13 protein-coding genes are annotated in these 14,872 nt (G+C 72.9%); 8 read left to right on the plus strand and 5 right to left on the minus strand.

Going from position 1 to position 14,872, the window contains the following annotated elements; genetic code table 11:
* Positions 1-119 precede the first annotated feature (119 nt).
* The 3 genes from ACFCX4_RS16320 to ACFCX4_RS16330 all read right to left on the minus strand — a co-directional run bounded on the left by ACFCX4_RS16320 (position 120) and on the right by ACFCX4_RS16330 (position 4,537).
* A complete protein-coding gene (locus ACFCX4_RS16320; RefSeq protein ID WP_376142859.1) occupies positions 120-1,670 on the minus strand; it encodes a chitinase in 1,551 nt (516 codons plus the stop codon).
* A 210-nt stretch (positions 1,671-1,880) separates the two neighbouring features.
* Entirely contained in the window at positions 1,881-3,047 is a 1,167-nt protein-coding gene (gene wecB, locus ACFCX4_RS16325) for a non-hydrolyzing UDP-N-acetylglucosamine 2-epimerase (protein WP_376142861.1), read from the minus strand.
* A gap of 56 nt (positions 3,048-3,103) precedes the next feature.
* The gene (locus tag ACFCX4_RS16330; RefSeq protein ID WP_376142863.1) at positions 3,104-4,537 is read right to left on the minus strand and encodes a glycosyltransferase; all 1,434 of its coding nucleotides are present in this window, start codon (positions 4,535-4,537) and stop codon (positions 3,104-3,106) included.
* Between the two features lie 174 nt (positions 4,538-4,711).
* Between ACFCX4_RS16330 and ACFCX4_RS16335 the strand changes: the two genes are divergently transcribed.
* From ACFCX4_RS16335 to rodA, 8 genes are all read left to right on the plus strand, one after another.
* Positions 4,712-6,103, plus strand: coding sequence for a bifunctional folylpolyglutamate synthase/dihydrofolate synthase (locus ACFCX4_RS16335; RefSeq protein ID WP_376142865.1), 1,392 nt, complete (start codon positions 4,712-4,714; stop codon positions 6,101-6,103).
* Between the two features lie 2 nt (positions 6,104-6,105).
* Complete coding sequence (locus ACFCX4_RS16340) at positions 6,106-6,444, plus strand: DUF4233 domain-containing protein (RefSeq protein WP_376142867.1); 339 nt, start codon at positions 6,106-6,108, stop codon at positions 6,442-6,444.
* 131 nt (positions 6,445-6,575) lie between these two features.
* Positions 6,576-6,989 carry a nucleoside-diphosphate kinase gene (gene ndk, locus ACFCX4_RS16345; RefSeq protein ID WP_376142869.1) on the plus strand — a complete coding sequence of 138 codons (414 nt, stop codon included), beginning with the start codon at positions 6,576-6,578 and terminating at the stop codon, positions 6,987-6,989.
* Positions 6,990-7,310: 321 nt separating this feature from the next.
* Positions 7,311-8,336, plus strand: coding sequence for a rod shape-determining protein (locus tag ACFCX4_RS16350; RefSeq protein WP_376142896.1), 1,026 nt, complete (start codon positions 7,311-7,313; stop codon positions 8,334-8,336).
* A 92-nt stretch (positions 8,337-8,428) separates the two neighbouring features.
* A complete protein-coding gene (gene mreC / locus ACFCX4_RS16355; protein ID WP_376142871.1) occupies positions 8,429-9,373 on the plus strand; it encodes a rod shape-determining protein MreC in 945 nt (314 codons plus the stop codon).
* Positions 9,374-9,376: 3 nt separating this feature from the next.
* On the plus strand, positions 9,377-10,015 hold the full coding sequence (gene mreD / locus ACFCX4_RS16360) for a rod shape-determining protein MreD (protein WP_376142873.1): 639 nt from the start codon (positions 9,377-9,379) through the stop codon (positions 10,013-10,015).
* Positions 10,016-10,072: 57 nt separating this feature from the next.
* Positions 10,073-12,352, plus strand: coding sequence for a penicillin-binding protein 2 (gene mrdA / locus ACFCX4_RS16365; protein ID WP_376142875.1), 2,280 nt, complete (start codon positions 10,073-10,075; stop codon positions 12,350-12,352).
* Positions 12,349-13,548 (plus strand): rod shape-determining protein RodA, encoded by a 1,200-nt coding sequence (gene rodA / locus ACFCX4_RS16370; RefSeq protein ID WP_376142877.1) that lies wholly within the window; start codon positions 12,349-12,351, stop codon positions 13,546-13,548. The genes mrdA and rodA overlap by 4 nt, the downstream gene beginning before the upstream one ends.
* Before the next feature lie 64 nt (positions 13,549-13,612).
* On the opposite strand, the gene ACFCX4_RS16375 is transcribed toward rodA, so the two are convergent.
* Positions 13,613-14,266 (minus strand): nitroreductase family protein, encoded by a 654-nt coding sequence (locus ACFCX4_RS16375; protein ID WP_376142879.1) that lies wholly within the window; start codon positions 14,264-14,266, stop codon positions 13,613-13,615.
* 46 nt (positions 14,267-14,312) lie between these two features.
* On the minus strand, positions 14,313-14,819 hold the full coding sequence (locus ACFCX4_RS16380; protein ID WP_376142881.1) for a MarR family winged helix-turn-helix transcriptional regulator: 507 nt from the start codon (positions 14,817-14,819) through the stop codon (positions 14,313-14,315).
* Positions 14,820-14,872 lie beyond the last annotated feature (53 nt).

Consider the following 14,872-nt stretch of genomic DNA (forward strand, 5'->3'; position numbering starts at 1 on the left):
CCGCCGCGCTGCGCAACGGCCTCACCCCCGTGCTGTGCGTCGGCGAACGCGACGAGGCCGACCCCGCCGAGGCCCCCGCCCGGGCCTCCGGTCCGGGGCTCAGGCCCCGGGTGCGCCGGTCACGGCATCGCGTGCAGGTGCGAGCCGACGGTGGAGGCGATGCCGCCGCCCGCCTTGGCGTCCCAGTTGGTCGACCAGGTCATCGCGCCGCCGATGGCGGGCCACTTGGTGTCGGGCTTGAAGCTGCCGCAGTTGGTGCCGGCCGCCAGGCAGTCCAGCGCGTTGTTGACCACGCTCGGGCTGACGTAGCCGCCGCCCGCCGCGCTGGTGGAGGCCGGGACCCCGAGGCCCACCTGGTCGGGCCGCAGCCCGCCCTTGAGCTGGATGCAGGCCAGCGCGGTCAGGAAGTTGACGGTCCCCTGGGAGTAGACCTGGCCGTCGCAGCCCAGCATGGCGCCGGAGTTGTAGTACTGCATGTTGACGATGGTGAGGATGTCCTTCACGTTCAGCGCCAGCTTGAAGTACTCCATGCCGGTGGACTGCATGTCGATGGTCTGCGGCGCCATGGTGAGCACGAAGCCGGAGCCCGCCTTGGCCGCCAGCGCGTGCAGCGCCTGGCCCATGTAGGTGGAGCTGATGCCGTTCTCCAGGTCGATGTCGACGCCGTCGAAGCCGTAGGTCTGCATCAGCGACCACGCGGTGTTGGCGAAGTTCGTGGCCGACGCGGAGCTGTTGACGGAGACGGTGCCCTTCTCGCCGCCGACCGAGAGGATCACCTTCTTGCCGGCCGCCCGCTTGGCCGCGATGTCGGCCTTGAACTGGGCGACGGTGTAGCCGCCGAGCTTGCTGGAGAGCGTCGGGTCCAGGGTGAAGCCCAGCCCGCCGGAGCCGCCGGTGGCCTCGGCGAAGGAGACCGCGATGATGTCGTACGCGGCCGGCACGTCGCTGATCCGCTGCACCGTGGCGTTGTTGTCGAAGTTCTGCCAGTAGCCGGTGAGCAGGTGCTTGGACGGCGGCCTGGGCGTGGTGGCGGTCGGGGTGGGCGTGACGGTGTCGGTGGGCGTCGGGCTGACCGTGGTGGTCGGGCTGACGGTGGTGGTGGGCGAGGCGGTGGGGCTGGTCGTGGGCTTGGGGTCGCCCGGGCCGACCAGCGAGACGTCGTCGGCCAGGAAGGCCGGCTGCCCGTACCAGCCGTGCAGGTAGACGGTGACGCTGGTGGTGCTCGCGCCGGTGGTGAAGGTGGTGCTGAGTTTGGACCAGGCGTTGCCGCCGGGCGTCCAGGTGCTCGGGTCGGTGCCGCCGGTGCCGCGGGCACCGAGGTAGATGTACGAGCCCTGGACCCAGCTGCTCAGCGTGTAGGTCGAGGACGGCTTGACCGTGACGGTCTGGGTGCACTCGCCGGTGCCGCTGCCGGCGGGGGTGGAGCGCAGCGCGCCCGTGCCGGAGTGGACGGTGGCGGTCTCCGGTGCGCCGGCCGTACAGGTCCAGCCGTTCAGCCGGTCGGCGTCCTCGAAACCGCCGTTGGTGAGGAGTTCGACGTCGTTCGGGGCCGCCTGGGCGGCGCCGGTGCCGCCGGCGAGGACGAGACCGCTCAGGCCGATGGCGGCGGCGGTGGCGCCGGCGAGCATCGAGTGGACGGCGCGCGGGCGCCGCTGTCGGGCAGGTGGCATGACTCCAGCTCCTGTGGGGGAGGCCGGCGGCTCCCGTGGGGGAGAGCCGTCCGGTGTCGACGGGGCGTGTGCGGGAGCTACCGACAACACAAGTCCCTGTCGGGTGAGGAGACCTGCCCTCACAAGGTGGAGTAGACCAATTCCGGTGTCAAGAGGGCCCCGGCCGGGGGCCCTGACGTGAGCCCCCTCCGGAGCCCGCCCGGGCCCGGCTCAGGCGGCGAGCGGCGGGGCGGCGGGCTCGTGGACCAGCCGGGCGGTCAGACCGGCGATCCGGACCGAGGCGAGGCCGTCGCCGTAGGGGCTCGGGGTGGCCGCGAGGCGGGCCAGCCGCTCCGGGGTGTCGGCCAGCCAGGCGCGGGCCCGCCCGCCGAGTTCGCTGCCGGGCGCCACCAGCGCGGCGAAGCCGGCCTCGACGGCCTCGGGCCGTTCGGTGGAGCGGCGCACCACCAGCAGCGGGCGGCCCAGCACGGTGCACTCCTCCTGCACGCCGCCGGAGTCGGAGACCAGCAGCGCGGCGTGCCGGGCCAGGCCCAGGAAGTCGCCGTAGCCGACCGGGCCGGTCACCGCGAGCCGCTCCAGCAGGCCGTCCAGGGCGAACCGTTCGACGGCGGCCCGGGTGCGCGGGTGCATCGGGAACAGCACCGGGGTGCCGGCCCGGGCGATCCGGTCGAGTTCGGCGAGGACGGCGCCCAGCGCCTCGGCGGTGTCGGTGTTCTCCGGCCGGTGCACGGTGGCCAGCACGTAGCCGTCCTCCGCGAGGCCGTGCCGGGCGAGCAGCGCGGCCCGGGCGGCGGCGTCCGGCAGCGAGCTGCGGACCACCTCGACGACGGTGTTGCCGGTGAGCGCGATCCGCTCCCCGGCGAGCGACTCGGCGCGCAGGTTGGCGGCGTTGTCGGGGGTGGCGGCGCACAGCAGGTCGGCGACGTGGTCGACCATCACCCGGTTGTGCTCCTCGGGCATCGCCCGGTCGAAGCTGCGCAGCCCGGCCTCGACGTGCACCAGCGGGATGTCCCGGGCGTTGGCGGCGAGCGCGCCGGCCAGGGTGGCGTTGGTGTCGCCCTGGACGACGACGGCGGCCGGGCGGTCCTCGGCGAAGGCGGCGTCGAGCTGGCCGAGCGACTGGGCGATCTGGCCGGCCCGCGGGCGGCCGCCGACCCCGGTGAGCAGTTCGGGGCGGGGCAGTCCGAGGTCGCGCAGGAAGCGGCCGGACATCGCCTCGTCCCAGTGCTGGCCGGTGTGGACCAGGCGGGTGGCGGGGCCGAGCTCGTGGATCAGCGGGGCGAGCTTGACCAGCTCGGGGCGGGTGCCGAGGACGACGGCGACGCTGCCGGGGGCGAGCGGGCGGTCGACGGGCTTCGGGGGGAGGCACGGGGTCATGGCGCGGCGGCTCCTGGTCGGGGCGGGCGGGCGGGGGAGGCGGGGGCGGGGGCGGCTCAGGATTCGAGCGCGGTGGGGGCGCCGACGGCGACCTTCTCGGCGTTGCGACGGGTCTTGGCCCAGCCGTTGCGGCCGAGCAGCATCCGGGCGGCGGCCCGGGCGGCGACCACGAACAGGTGGTAGGCGTACAGCCAGACCAGGACGCCCCAGAGCAGGCCGGTCCACCGGCTGCGGCCGGGGTGGACGAGCCGGCGGTAGGCGGGGCCCCAGAAGACCATCGGCAGGGTGGCGAGCACGAAGACCAGCGCCATCCAGGGGCCGTAGCGGAGCTGGAAGTCGGCGGTCTCCTCGGGGAAGAACGCCAGCCCGGCCCCGGTGATCGCGAGCGACAGCGGGGTGAGCACGACCAGCAGCACGCAGACCACGGGCTGGAGGAAGGTGTAGAGCACCTCGGCCTTGCCGGCGGCGGTGTAGTGCGGCGAGCGCACCACCCGGCCGGTGTAGCGCAGGCACTGCATGTTGCCCTGGGCCCAGCGGGTGCGCTGGGTGAGGAAGCGCCGCCAGGAGACCAGCGCCTCCTGGGAGACGCCGGCGTCCGTCACGTGGGCGAGCCGCCAGCCGGCCAGGCGCAGGTCGAGGCCGGACTCGTAGTCCTCCAGCAGGGCGCGCTCGGGCCAGGGGCGGCCGGCGCGGCCCTCCTCGGCGGTCAGCGTGTCCAGGGCGGTGAGCCGCACGAACTGGCCGTTGCCGCCGAGGCCGACGCTGCCGGTGCGGCGGCGCAGCAGCTGCATGCCGGCGTTGTTGGCCCGGAACTCGACGTCCTGCATCCGGACCAGGGCGCGGGCCAGCGCGTTGGCGGTCCGGCCGCGGCCGGGCAGCGGGCGTTCGTCGTCGGCGTTGCGCATCCGCACGCCGATCTGCACGGCGCCGGTGTCGGGGCGGCCCATCGCGTGCGGGTTGCAGACCTGTTCGAGGGTGCCGGGGTCGAGCTGTCCGTCGGCGTCGACCACGCCGAGGACGACCCGGGAGCGGTCGGTGCCGGCCGGCAGCCGGGCCGAGATCTCCCGGTAGGCGGCGTTGAGGGCGGCGCCCTTGCCGATCCGGGCGTGCGGGCGGCGGCGCTGGACGAGGTGGACGCGTTCGTCGCGCCCGGCGGCGGCGAGCACCAGCTCGCGGGTGGCGTCCTCGCTGTCGTCGTCGATCACCCACAGGTGGGCGGCGGGGGCGACGGCCCGCAGGCCCGCCAGGGTCTGGGCGATCACCGCCTCCTCGTCCCGGCAGGGGATCATCAGGTGCCACTGGAAGGCGGCGGGGTCGCCGGGGGCGGCCGGACGGCTGTGCCGGAAGGCGTGCCGGGAGCCGGCCCAGTAGAGCAGGAAACGGCCGAAGACCAGGAGCATGTAGGCCAGCAGGATCAGCGAGACCAGTTCGCCGAGCCAGACGAAGGTGTCCCGCCGCATCTCGAAGAACTCGCGCAGGGCTTCGGGCATGGCGTGATGCTCCTCATGATCAAAGGTGATTTGTCTCCTTGAGGTGCGCATCAATGCTTCGTTGCGGTCTGATGTCGCTAAATCGATAGTAAACGCAGGAACCGGGTCAACCTGGGCAAAGTGGTGGTTCTCACCCCGTGGGGAGCGGCCCGCCCCGCTCCGTAGACTGTGCTCGTGAGCGACAAGGCCGACCCGAACCCGTACACCCTCCGCCCCGCCGACGGCGGCACCGGCGACGCCCTGCGCGACGTCGAGACGGAACTCTCCGAGCGCTGGCCGGAGAACAAGCTGGAGCCCTCGCTCGACCGGATCGAGGCGCTGATGGACATCCTGGGCCAGCCCCAGCGGTCCTTCCCCTCCATCCACATCACCGGCACCAACGGCAAGACCTCCACCGCCCGGATGATCGAGCAGCTGTTCGGCGCCTTCGAACTGCGCACCGGCCGCTACACCAGCCCGCACGTGGAGAGCGTCACCGAGCGGATCACCCTCGACGGCGCCCCGATCACCCCCGAGCGCTTCGTCGAGGTCTACCGCGACATCGAGCCCTACGTGCGGATGGTCGACGAGCGCCAGCCGGTCGCCATGTCCTTCTTCGAGGTGCTCACCGGCATGGCCTACGCGGCCTTCGCCGACGCGCCGGTGGACGTCGCCGTCGTCGAGGTCGGCATGGGCGGCGCCTGGGACGCCACCAACGTCATCGACGCCGCCGTCGCCGTGATCACCCCGATCGGCCTGGACCACACCGACAAGCTGGGCGGGACCACCGGCGAGATCGCCGTCGAGAAGTCCGGCATCATCAAGACCGGCTCGGTCGCCGTGGTCGCCCAGCAGCAGCTCGACGCCGCCCAGACCGTCCTGCGGCGCGCCGTCGAGGTCGACGCCACGGTCGCCCGCGAGGGCATGGAGTTCGGCGTCGTCCGCCGCGAACTCGCCATCGGCGGCCAGCTGGTGACGCTGCGCGGGCTCGGCGGCGAGGAGTACGAGGACGTCTTCCTGCCGCTGCACGGCGAGCACCAGGCGCAGAACGCGGCCCTCGCCCTGGCCGCCGTGGAGGCGTTCTTCGGCGTCGGCGGCGCCCGCGGCGGGAAGCTCGACGCCGACAAGGTCCGCCACGCGTTCTCCGGCGTCTCCTCCCCGGGCCGGCTGGAGGTCGTCCGGCGCAGCCCCACGATCCTCCTGGACGCCGCCCACAACCCGCACGGCGCCCGGGCCAGCGTCGCCGCGATCACCGAGTCCTTCGGCTTCACCCGGCTGGTCGGCGTGATCGGCACCAGCGGCGACAAGGACGTGGCCGGCTTCCTGGAGGCCTTCGAGCCGGTCCTCGCCGAGGTCGTCGTCACCCGCAACTCCACCCACCGCGCGATGGACGTGGACGAGCTGGCCGCGCTCGCGGTCGAGATCTTCGGCGAGGACCGCGTCCAGGTCGAGCCCCGGCTCGACGACGCCATCGCCGCCGCCGTCACCCTGGCCGAGGAGGAGGGCGACCTCGGCGGCGCCGGGGTGCTGGTCACCGGTTCGGTCATCACGGTGGGCGAGGCCCGCCTGCTGCTCGGGAGGAAGTGACGATGAGGACGCTCTGCTCCTCGACGCTGATCGGCGAGGCCCTCGTGGTGCTCTTCGCGGCCCTGGTCGCGATGCAGCTCTCCGACGTGTCCACCGGCGCGCTGTGGACGGTCAGCGGCATCGCGATGGCGCTGTGCGTGCTGCTCTGCGGCATGATCACCCGCCCCGGCGCGGTGGCCGTCGGCTGGGCCCTGCAGATCGGGCTGATCGCCAGCGGTTTCGTCGTGCCGACCATGTTCGGCCTCGGCGCGGTCTTCGCCGGCCTGTGGTGGTGCTCGGTGCACTACGGCCGCCGGATCGACGTGATCAAGGCCGCCCGCGCGGCCGCCGCGCCCGCCTGAGGGGGCTCCCCGACCGGGTCCGGCGCGTTCGCTCACGCAAGGTAACCTCTGCGGTAGTCGCACGCCGCACGTCGATCAGCGCGCGCGCCGATCGGTGCGCGCCGGAACCCGAATTCCCCAGGAGACGCCCCGTGTCCCAGCGCACTCTCGTCCTGCTCAAGCCCGACGCCGTCGGGCGAGGCCTGGCCGGCGAGATCATCAGCCGCATCGAGCGCAAGGCCGGCTGGCGGCTCGCCGCCGTCGAGCTTCGCACCTTCGACCGGGCGACGCTGGAGCAGCACTACGCGGAGCACGTCGGCCGCCCGTTCTACGAGCCGCTGCTGGAGTTCATGACCTCCGGCCCGTCGATCGCCCTGATCGTCGAGGGCGAGGAGGCCATCGCCGGCATCCGCATGCTGGCCGGTGCCACCAACCCGCTGGAGGCCGGCGCCGGCACCATCCGCGGCGACTACGCGACGATCACCCGCGAGAACCTGATCCACGCCTCCGACTCGGTCGAGTCGGCCGAGCGCGAGATCAAGATCTTCTTCCCCTCCCACGCCTGACCGCACCGGGCGAGGGACGGCCGCCGGGACCTTCGTCGCGCCCCGGCCGGGACCATTGGCCCGGCCGGGGCATTCTTATCGGGAAATAGGGAACCAGCCCCTCCGACACGGCGTCCCAATGCCCGGAGAAGCGATCACGCCCCGGACAATGGACGGTATGCCCCACGTCGACATCCGTGCCGACCGGCGTGGCTACGATGGACGCGACTCAAGGGCCCGGTAAGGCAGCTCAGCTGGTCGCCGCCCATGTGTGGGCGCGCACACCGTCCACCCCACAAGACTCCGAGCCCGGGAAAGGCACCCCACCCCATGGCGAGCAACCTGTCGTTCATCGGCCGCGACTTGGCGATCGACCTCGGAACTGCCAACACGCTGGTGTACGTCAGGGGCAAGGGGATCGTCCTCAACGAGCCGTCGGTGGTCGCGGTGAACACCAACACCGGGGGCATCCTCGCCGTCGGCTCCGAGGCCAAGAAGATGATCGGCCGCACCCCCGGCAACATCGTCGCCATCCGCCCGCTCAAGGACGGCGTGATCGCCGACTTCGAGATCACCGAGCGGATGCTGCGCTACTTCATCCTCAAGGTGCACCGCCGCCGCTTCCTCGCCCGCCCCCGGGTCGTCGTCTGCGTCCCCTCCGGCATCACCGGCGTCGAGCGCCGCGCCGTCATCGAGGCCTCCCTCCAGGCCGGCTGCCGCCAGGTGCACATCATCGAGGAGCCGATGGCCGCCGCCATCGGCGCCGGGCTGCCCGTCCACGAGCCCACCGGCAACATGGTCGTCGACATCGGCGGCGGCACCACCGAGGTCGCCGTCATCTCGCTCGGCGGCATCGTCACCGCGCAGTCCATCCGGGTCGCCGGCGACGAACTGGACAACGCCATCGTCCAGCACATCAAGAAGGAGTACTCGCTGCTCCTCGGCGAGCGCAGCGCCGAACAGATCAAGACGAGCATCGGCTCCGCCTTCGGCCTGGAGGGCGAGAAGGACGAGCACGCCGAGATCCGCGGCCGAGACCTGGTCAGCGGCCTGCCCAAGACCGTCGTCATCTCCGCCGCCGAGGTCCGCGAGGCCATCGACGAACCGGTCAACTCGATCATCGACGCGGTCAAGACCACCCTCGACCAGTGCCCGCCCGAGCTCGCCGGCGACGTCATGGACCGGGGCATCGTGCTCACCGGCGGCGGCGCCCTGCTCCGCGGCCTGGACGAGCGGCTCCGCCGGGAGACCGGCATGCCGATCCACATCGCGGAGAACCCGCTGGACTCCGTCGCACTGGGCTCCGGCAAGTGCGTCGAGGAGTTCGAGGCGCTCCAGCAGGTACTCGACGCCGCACCGCGCCGTTAGCAGAACCGACACACCAGCCGAACTGACGGGTCCCCGCCCGGGTCCACAGCCCGGGGCGGCGGCCAGGGGTACGAAGGGGCAGTACCAGCACCGTGAGGGACACACGAGAGAGCCGGCTGCTGCTCATCCTGCTGGTGGCCGTCGCGTTCGCGCTGATCACCGTGGACATCAAGGGCGGTGAGAGCTCCCCGCTCGGCGGCGCCCGGCGCGCGGCCGCCACCGTCCTCGGCCCGGTCGAACGCGGCGCCGCCAGCGCGGTCGACCCGGTCGCCGACACCGTCCGCGCCTTCCGCGACGCCGCCTCCGACAGCGGCCGCACCGACCAGCTCGCCCGCGAGAACACCGACCTGCGGCAGAAGCTCGCCTCCTCCGACATGGCGGGCGGGCGCACCAAGCAGCTCGACGACCTGCTGCGCACCGCCGGCGCCGGCGGCTACACCGTCAAGGCCGCCCAGACCATCGCGATCGGCCCGGCCCAGGGCTTCTCCTGGACCATCACCATCGACGCCGGCAGCGACGACGGACTCACCCGCGACATGACCGTCATCAACGGCCAGGGCCTGGTCGGCCGGATCACCACCGTCGCCCCCACCACCGCCACCGTGCTGCTCGCCTCCGACCCCGGCTTCACCGCCGGCACCCGGCTGGAGGCCACCGGTGAGATCGGCTTCGCCGCCGGCGGCGGCACCAGCGCCATGAAGGTCTCCCTGCTCAACGGCAAGGCACAGGTCAAGGAGGGCGACCGGCTGGTCACCTTCGGCTCGCAGAGCGGCCGCCCCTTCGTCCCCGGCGTGCCGATCGGCAAGGTCGTCCAGGTCGAGGCCACCCCCGGACAGCTCACCAAGACCGTCCTGGTCGAGCCCTTCGTCCAGTTCACCCGGCTCGACCTGGTGGGCGTGGTCGTCGTCCCGCCGCGCACCGACCCGCGCGACGCCGTCCTGCCGCCCGCCCCCGCCGGGCAGGCCCCGGCCGCGCCCGCCGCCCCCGCGGCCCCGGCCGCCGCCGTCCCGCCCGCCAAGCCCACTGGGGGGAACTGAGCCATGCGCCTCGCCCGCATCCCCGTCTCCGCGATCCTGATCCTGTTCGGCCTGCTCCTCCAGGTCAGCGTCTTCGGCCGGCTGCAGCTGCCCGGGGCCACCCCCGACATACTGCTGCTCGTGGTCGTCGGCCTCGCCCTGGTCTACGGGCCGACCGGCGGCTGCCTGGTCGGCTTCTCGGCCGGCCTGCTCGCCGACGTGGCGCCGCCCTCCGACCACGCCATCGGCCGCTACGCGCTGGTGCTCTGCGTGATGGGCTACGCCGCCGGACTGCTGCGCCCCGAGCACGGCCGCCAGCGCTCGGTGGCGAGCGCGCTGCTGGTGGTCGCCGGCGCCGCGATCGCCTCCACCCTGCTCTACGCGACGGTCGGCGCCCTGGTCGGCGACACCGCGGCCCGGCACGTCGGGCTCGGCCAGCTCGTCCTCACCGCCCTGCTCTACGACCTGCTGCTCGCCCCCTTCGTGGTGCCCGCCGTGATGCTGATCGCCCGCCGGTTCGGCAAGGACCCGCTCGCCGTCGCCGACGACGACGAGGGCGGTCCCGGCCTCGGCACGCTGGCCCGCTACCGCACCACCCGCGAGGCCGGGACCGGTCCGGGCTACCGCAGGAAGCGGCTGCTCGGCGCGGGGAAGCGCCCGTAACCCGGTCCCGGACCGACCAGCCCGCCCGCCCCTGCTCAGCTTTGGAGCGCACGAGACGTGAGCAACATCCCCGAGACCGGCCGTACCCGGCGGGTGACGATCCGTCTGGTGGTGCTGCAGATCCTGGTGCTCTCGCTGCTCGCCACCCTCGGCGGACGGCTGTGGTACCTGCAGATCCGCAACGCCAGCGTCTACACCGCCAAGGCGACCGGCAACCACATCCGCGAGGTCGTCGAACCGGCCGTGCGCGGCGAGATCCTGGACGCCTCCGGCCGCATCCTCGCCGGCAACGAGACCAAGCTGGTCGTCTCGGTCAGCCGCACCTCGCTGCTGCAGCAGAAGGACGCCGGCAAGGCGGTGCTGACCCGCCTCGCCGAGGTGCTCGGGATGCCCGCCAAGGACGTCCAGGAGAAGGTCCGGCTCTGCGACGCCAAGACGCCGCAGCCCTGCTGGAACGGCTCGCCCTACCAGCCGATCCCGGTCACCAAGGACGCCACCACCCAGCAGGCGATGCAGATAATGGAACGCCGCGAGGACTTCCCCGGCGTCACCGCCCAGCCCACCGCCGTGCGGCACTACACCGGCGCCGAGGGCGCCAACATGGCCCAGGTGCTCGGCTACCTCTCCCCGGTCACCGACGAGGAGGTCTCCAAGACCGCCGACAAGGCCGGCCTGGACCGCTACCTGCCGGCCGACCAGATCGGCCGCGCCGGGCTGGAGTCCGTCTACGACCGCGACCTGCGCGGCACCGCCGGCGTCACCAAGCTGGAGGTGGACAACCTCGGCCGGGTCATCGGCACCGCCGACAAGGCCGCTCCGCAGACCGGCAACAACCTGGTGACCAGCATCGACGCCCGGGTGCAGAAGGTCGTCGAGGACAACCTGGCGCAGGCGATGGCGGACGCCCGCAAGACCTGGGACAAGAACACCCAGCGCAACTACGAGGCGGACTCGGGCGCCGCGGTCGTCATGGACGTGCACACCGGGCAGATCGTCGCGATGGCCAGCGCCCCGAGCTACGACCCCAACCTCTGGCAGGGCGGCATCTCGGGCAAGGACTACCAGGGGCTGACCAGCAAGGACTCCAACTTCCCGCTGCTGAACCGGGCCATACAGGGTCAGTCCGCCCCCGGCTCCACCTTCAAGGTGGTCTCCACCGCCGCCGCCGCGCAGGCCGGCTACGCGCTCAACGGCAACTACCCCTGCCCGGCCAGCCTGACCATCGGCGGCCGCGAGTTCAAGAACTTCGAGAGCCAGGGCCACGGCTCGATCACCCTGGCCCGGGCCCTGGAGGTCTCCTGCGACACCGTCTTCTACGGCCTCGCCTACGACCAGTGGATGGCCGACGGCGGCATCAAGCCGAAGAAGGAGACCGGCGACTGGTTCTACAAGACCGCCCACCAGTTCGGCCTCGGCGCCAAGACCGGCATCGACCTGCCGTCCGAGGCGACCGGCCGGGTGCCGGACCGCCAGTGGAAGCAGAGCTTCTACGACAACAACAAGGACGCCTGGTGCCGGCAGGCCGAGAAGGGCGGCAAGGAGTACGCCGACCTGATCGCCAAGGAGAACTGCGCCGACGGCTACGTGCTGCGCGCCGGTGACGCGGTCAACTACGCGATCGGCCAGGGCGACACCCTGGTCACGCCGCTGCAGATGGCGCGGATCTACGCGGCGCTCGCCAACGGCGGCACGCTCTGGCGGCCGACCGTCGCCAAGGCGGTGATAAGCCCGAGCGGCGAGCTGGTCCGCGAGATCGCCCCGCACGAGGACGGCAGGCTGCCGACCGACGCCAAGACCCTGCAGTACATCGACGAGGCGACCAAGGGCGTCGTCTCCACCGGCACCGCCGCCTGGAAGTTCACCGGGGCCGGTTGGCCGCAGGACAAGATCGAGCTGCACGCCAAGACCGGCACCGCCGAGGTCGAGGGCAAGCAGACCACCTCGTACCTGACCACCTACAGCCGCGACTACGCGGTCGTGATGACGATAAGCCAGGGCGGCACCGGCTCCGGCGGCTCCGGCGACTCGGTCCGGCGGATCTATCAGGCGCTGTACGGGGTCGACGACAAGGGCGGCATCGACCAGGGCCGGGCGCTGCTGCCCAAGCCGCAGGCCGAGCTGCCGAAGTTCAACGCCGACGGCACCGCGATCATCAAGCCGGCCTCCTTCGCCGGCGGGACCGCCGGGGACGCCGGCGCGGCCGACCCCGGGGTCACCGGCGCCGCGCCGCGGGTCTTCCTCGACCCGGCGCAGCCCGGCGGCACCGCCCCGGTGCTGCTCGCGGCCGAGGCCGCGGCCGTCGAACCCACCCGCTCCACCGGAAGGGGCCGGGCATGACCTCCTACGGCTCGTACCGCCAGCTGAGGCTCGCCCCGCAGCGCGGCGGGGTGCCCAGGGCGCTGGCCAAGGACTCCCCGCTCTGGCGGATCGACTGGATACTGCTGCTGGCCGCGGTGGTCCTGTCGCTGGGCAGCTCGCTGCTGGTCTGGTCGGCGACCCGGGGGCGGGACTCGCTCACCCACGGGGACCCGCAGTACTTCCTGTACCGGCACCTGACCAACGTCCTGATCGGCGCGGTGCTGTGCGCGGCGGTGATAGCGATAGGGAGCCGGCGGTTCCGCACGCTGGTGCCGTTCCTGTACGCCGGCGTGATCGTGCTGCTGCTGGCGACGCTGAGCCCGCTCGGCTCGACCATCAACGGCCAGCACTCCTGGATCCAGCTGGGCGGCGGCTTCTCGGTGCAGCCGGCCGAGTTCGCCAAGCTGGCGATCGTGCTGTCGATGGCGGTCGTGCTGTCCGACCAGGTGGACGCGGGGGAGCGGGAGTTCCCGGCGAACAAGGCGGTGTTCCGCGGACTGGTCTGGGCGACGCTGCCGATGGCCATAGTGATGCTGATGCCGGACGCGGGCTCGGTGATGGTGATGGCCGTCATCGTGCTGGGCATCCTGCTGGCCTCCGGGGCGGCCAACCGCTGGGTGTTCGGGCTGATCCTGGCCGGTGTCGGCGGCTGTGTGGCGATCTGGAAGCTCGGGGTGCTGAGCAAGTACCAGATCGACCGCTTCGCGGCGTTCGCCAACCCGGCGCTCGACCCGTCCGGCGTCGGCTACAACACCGCGCAGGCCCGGATCGCGATCGGCTCCGGCGGGCTGACCGGCAAGGGCCTGTTCCACGGGACGCAGACCACCGGGCAGTTCGTGCCGGAGCAGCAGACCGACTTCGTGTTCACGGTGGCCGGCGAGGAGCTGGGCTTCCTCGGGGCGATGGCGATCATCGTGCTGCTCGGCGTGGTGCTCTGGCGGGCCTGCCGGATCGCCCGGCACGCCACCGACCTCTACGGCACCATCGTGGCGGCCGGGGTGGTCGCCTGGTTCGCCTTCCAGGGCTTCGAGAACATAGGGATGTGCCTGGGCATCATGCCGGTGGCCGGCATCCCGCTGCCGTTCGTCTCCTACGGGGGGTCGTCGATGTTCTCGACCTGGGTGGCGATCGGGCTGCTGCAGGCGGTCCAGAGCCAGCGGCCGATAGCGGCCTGAGCGGTTCGCCGGCGGGGCCGGTCCGGGGTTCTCCCGGGCCGGCCCCGCCGCGTGTCCGGGGCCGTTACCAGCTGTCCCAGTGGGTGATTCGGGCGGTGTCGACGCGCGGGCCGGGACGGAAGTCGGTGCCCAGGGTGTGGGCGAGCGGGACGAGCGCGACCTGTGCCACCGTCTCGTGGGGGATGCCGAGCAGGACGGCGGCCTCGCGCTCGTAGTGCAGGTGCGGGGTGGTCCAGGCGGTGCCCAGGCCCCGGGAGCGGGCGGCGAGCATGAACTGCCAGACGGCGGGGAGGATCGAGCCCCAGGCGTTGGCCTGGCCGACGTGGCCGTTCAGTTCGTGCCGGCCCTCGATCCGCACGCAGGGCACCACCAGGACCGGGACCTCGTGCAGGTGGTCGAAGAGGTGCTGCGCGCTGGCGGCCAGGCGCAGCCGGCGGGCGGTGTCCGCGGTGGTGCGGTCCAGGCCGGTGCGCGGGAGCGGGCCCCGGGGGCGGGTGAGGCCGAGGCGGTAGAGGCGGGCGAGGGCGGCGCGCCGTGCGGGGTCGGTGACCACCACGAAGTCCCAGCGCTGGCGGTTGCGTCCGGTGGGGGCCTGAGTGGCGAGCGCCAGGCACTCCTCGACCAGGGCCCGGTCGACCGGGCGGTCGAGGTCCAGGCGGCGGCGGACGGCCCGCGTGGTGGTGAGGAGTTGGTCGGTGGTCAGATCGAGCTGCGGCACGGCCGGTGGCCTCCGGGTTCGGTGGGGCCGGCCGCGGGGCGGGGCCTCAGTCGGCCGGCGGGACGTCGAGGAGCTTGCGGGCCAGGCGGACCAGCGTCGCCCGCTCGTCCGGGGTGAGGGCGGAGAAGGCGTGGTCCAGGACGGGGGCCATGGCGCGGTCGGCACCGGCCAGGGCGGCGGCCCCGTCGGGGGTGAGGGTGACGGCGTAGGCGCGGCGGTCGCGGGGGTGGCGCTCGCGGCGGACCAGGCCGGCCGCCTCCAGGGCGTCGACGCAGCCGACCATGACACTGCGGTCGATCCGCAGCTGCTCGCTCAGTTCCTGCTGGGAGCAGCTGCCGACGGAGTCGAGCATCTTGAGCACCAGGTGCTGGGGCACCGTGAGCGGGCCGCCGGAGAGCCGCTCGTCGATGGAGCGGGCGACGGCGGTGGTGGCGCGGCAGAGGGCGACGTCCGGGCGGTCCAGGGTGAGGGCGGCGAAGTAGCGCCGGCGCTCGCCGCCGTCGTCCGCCCGGCTGGGCGAGGGGAGGCGGGCGGGCCTGGGGGCGGTGGCCATCGGGGCTCCTTCGGTGGCGGACGGCCAGCATAGCGCTCTCCAGAGATTGTTTG

The sequence above is a fragment of the Kitasatospora sp. NPDC056327 genome (genome assembly GCF_042261735.1).
GTDB lineage: Bacteria > Actinomycetota > Actinomycetes > Streptomycetales > Streptomycetaceae > Kitasatospora.

Excerpts from the sequence above, each read along its gene's own strand:
- wecB (WP_376142861.1), bottom strand. The coding sequence starts at position 3,047 with ATGACCCCGTGCCTCCCCCCGAAGCCCGTCGACCGCCCGCTCGCCCCC.
- ACFCX4_RS16380 (WP_376142881.1), bottom strand. The coding sequence starts at position 14,819 with ATGGCCACCGCCCCCAGGCCCGCCCGCCTCCCCTCGCCCAGCCGGGCG.
- ACFCX4_RS16330 (WP_376142863.1), bottom strand. The coding sequence starts at position 4,537 with ATGCCCGAAGCCCTGCGCGAGTTCTTCGAGATGCGGCGGGACACCTTC.
- ACFCX4_RS16320 (WP_376142859.1), bottom strand. The coding sequence starts at position 1,670 with ATGCCACCTGCCCGACAGCGGCGCCCGCGCGCCGTCCACTCGATGCTC.
- rodA (WP_376142877.1), top strand. The coding sequence starts at position 12,349 with ATGACCTCCTACGGCTCGTACCGCCAGCTGAGGCTCGCCCCGCAGCGC.
- mreD (WP_376142873.1), top strand. The coding sequence starts at position 9,377 with ATGCGCCTCGCCCGCATCCCCGTCTCCGCGATCCTGATCCTGTTCGGC.
- ACFCX4_RS16340 (WP_376142867.1), top strand. The coding sequence starts at position 6,106 with ATGAGGACGCTCTGCTCCTCGACGCTGATCGGCGAGGCCCTCGTGGTG.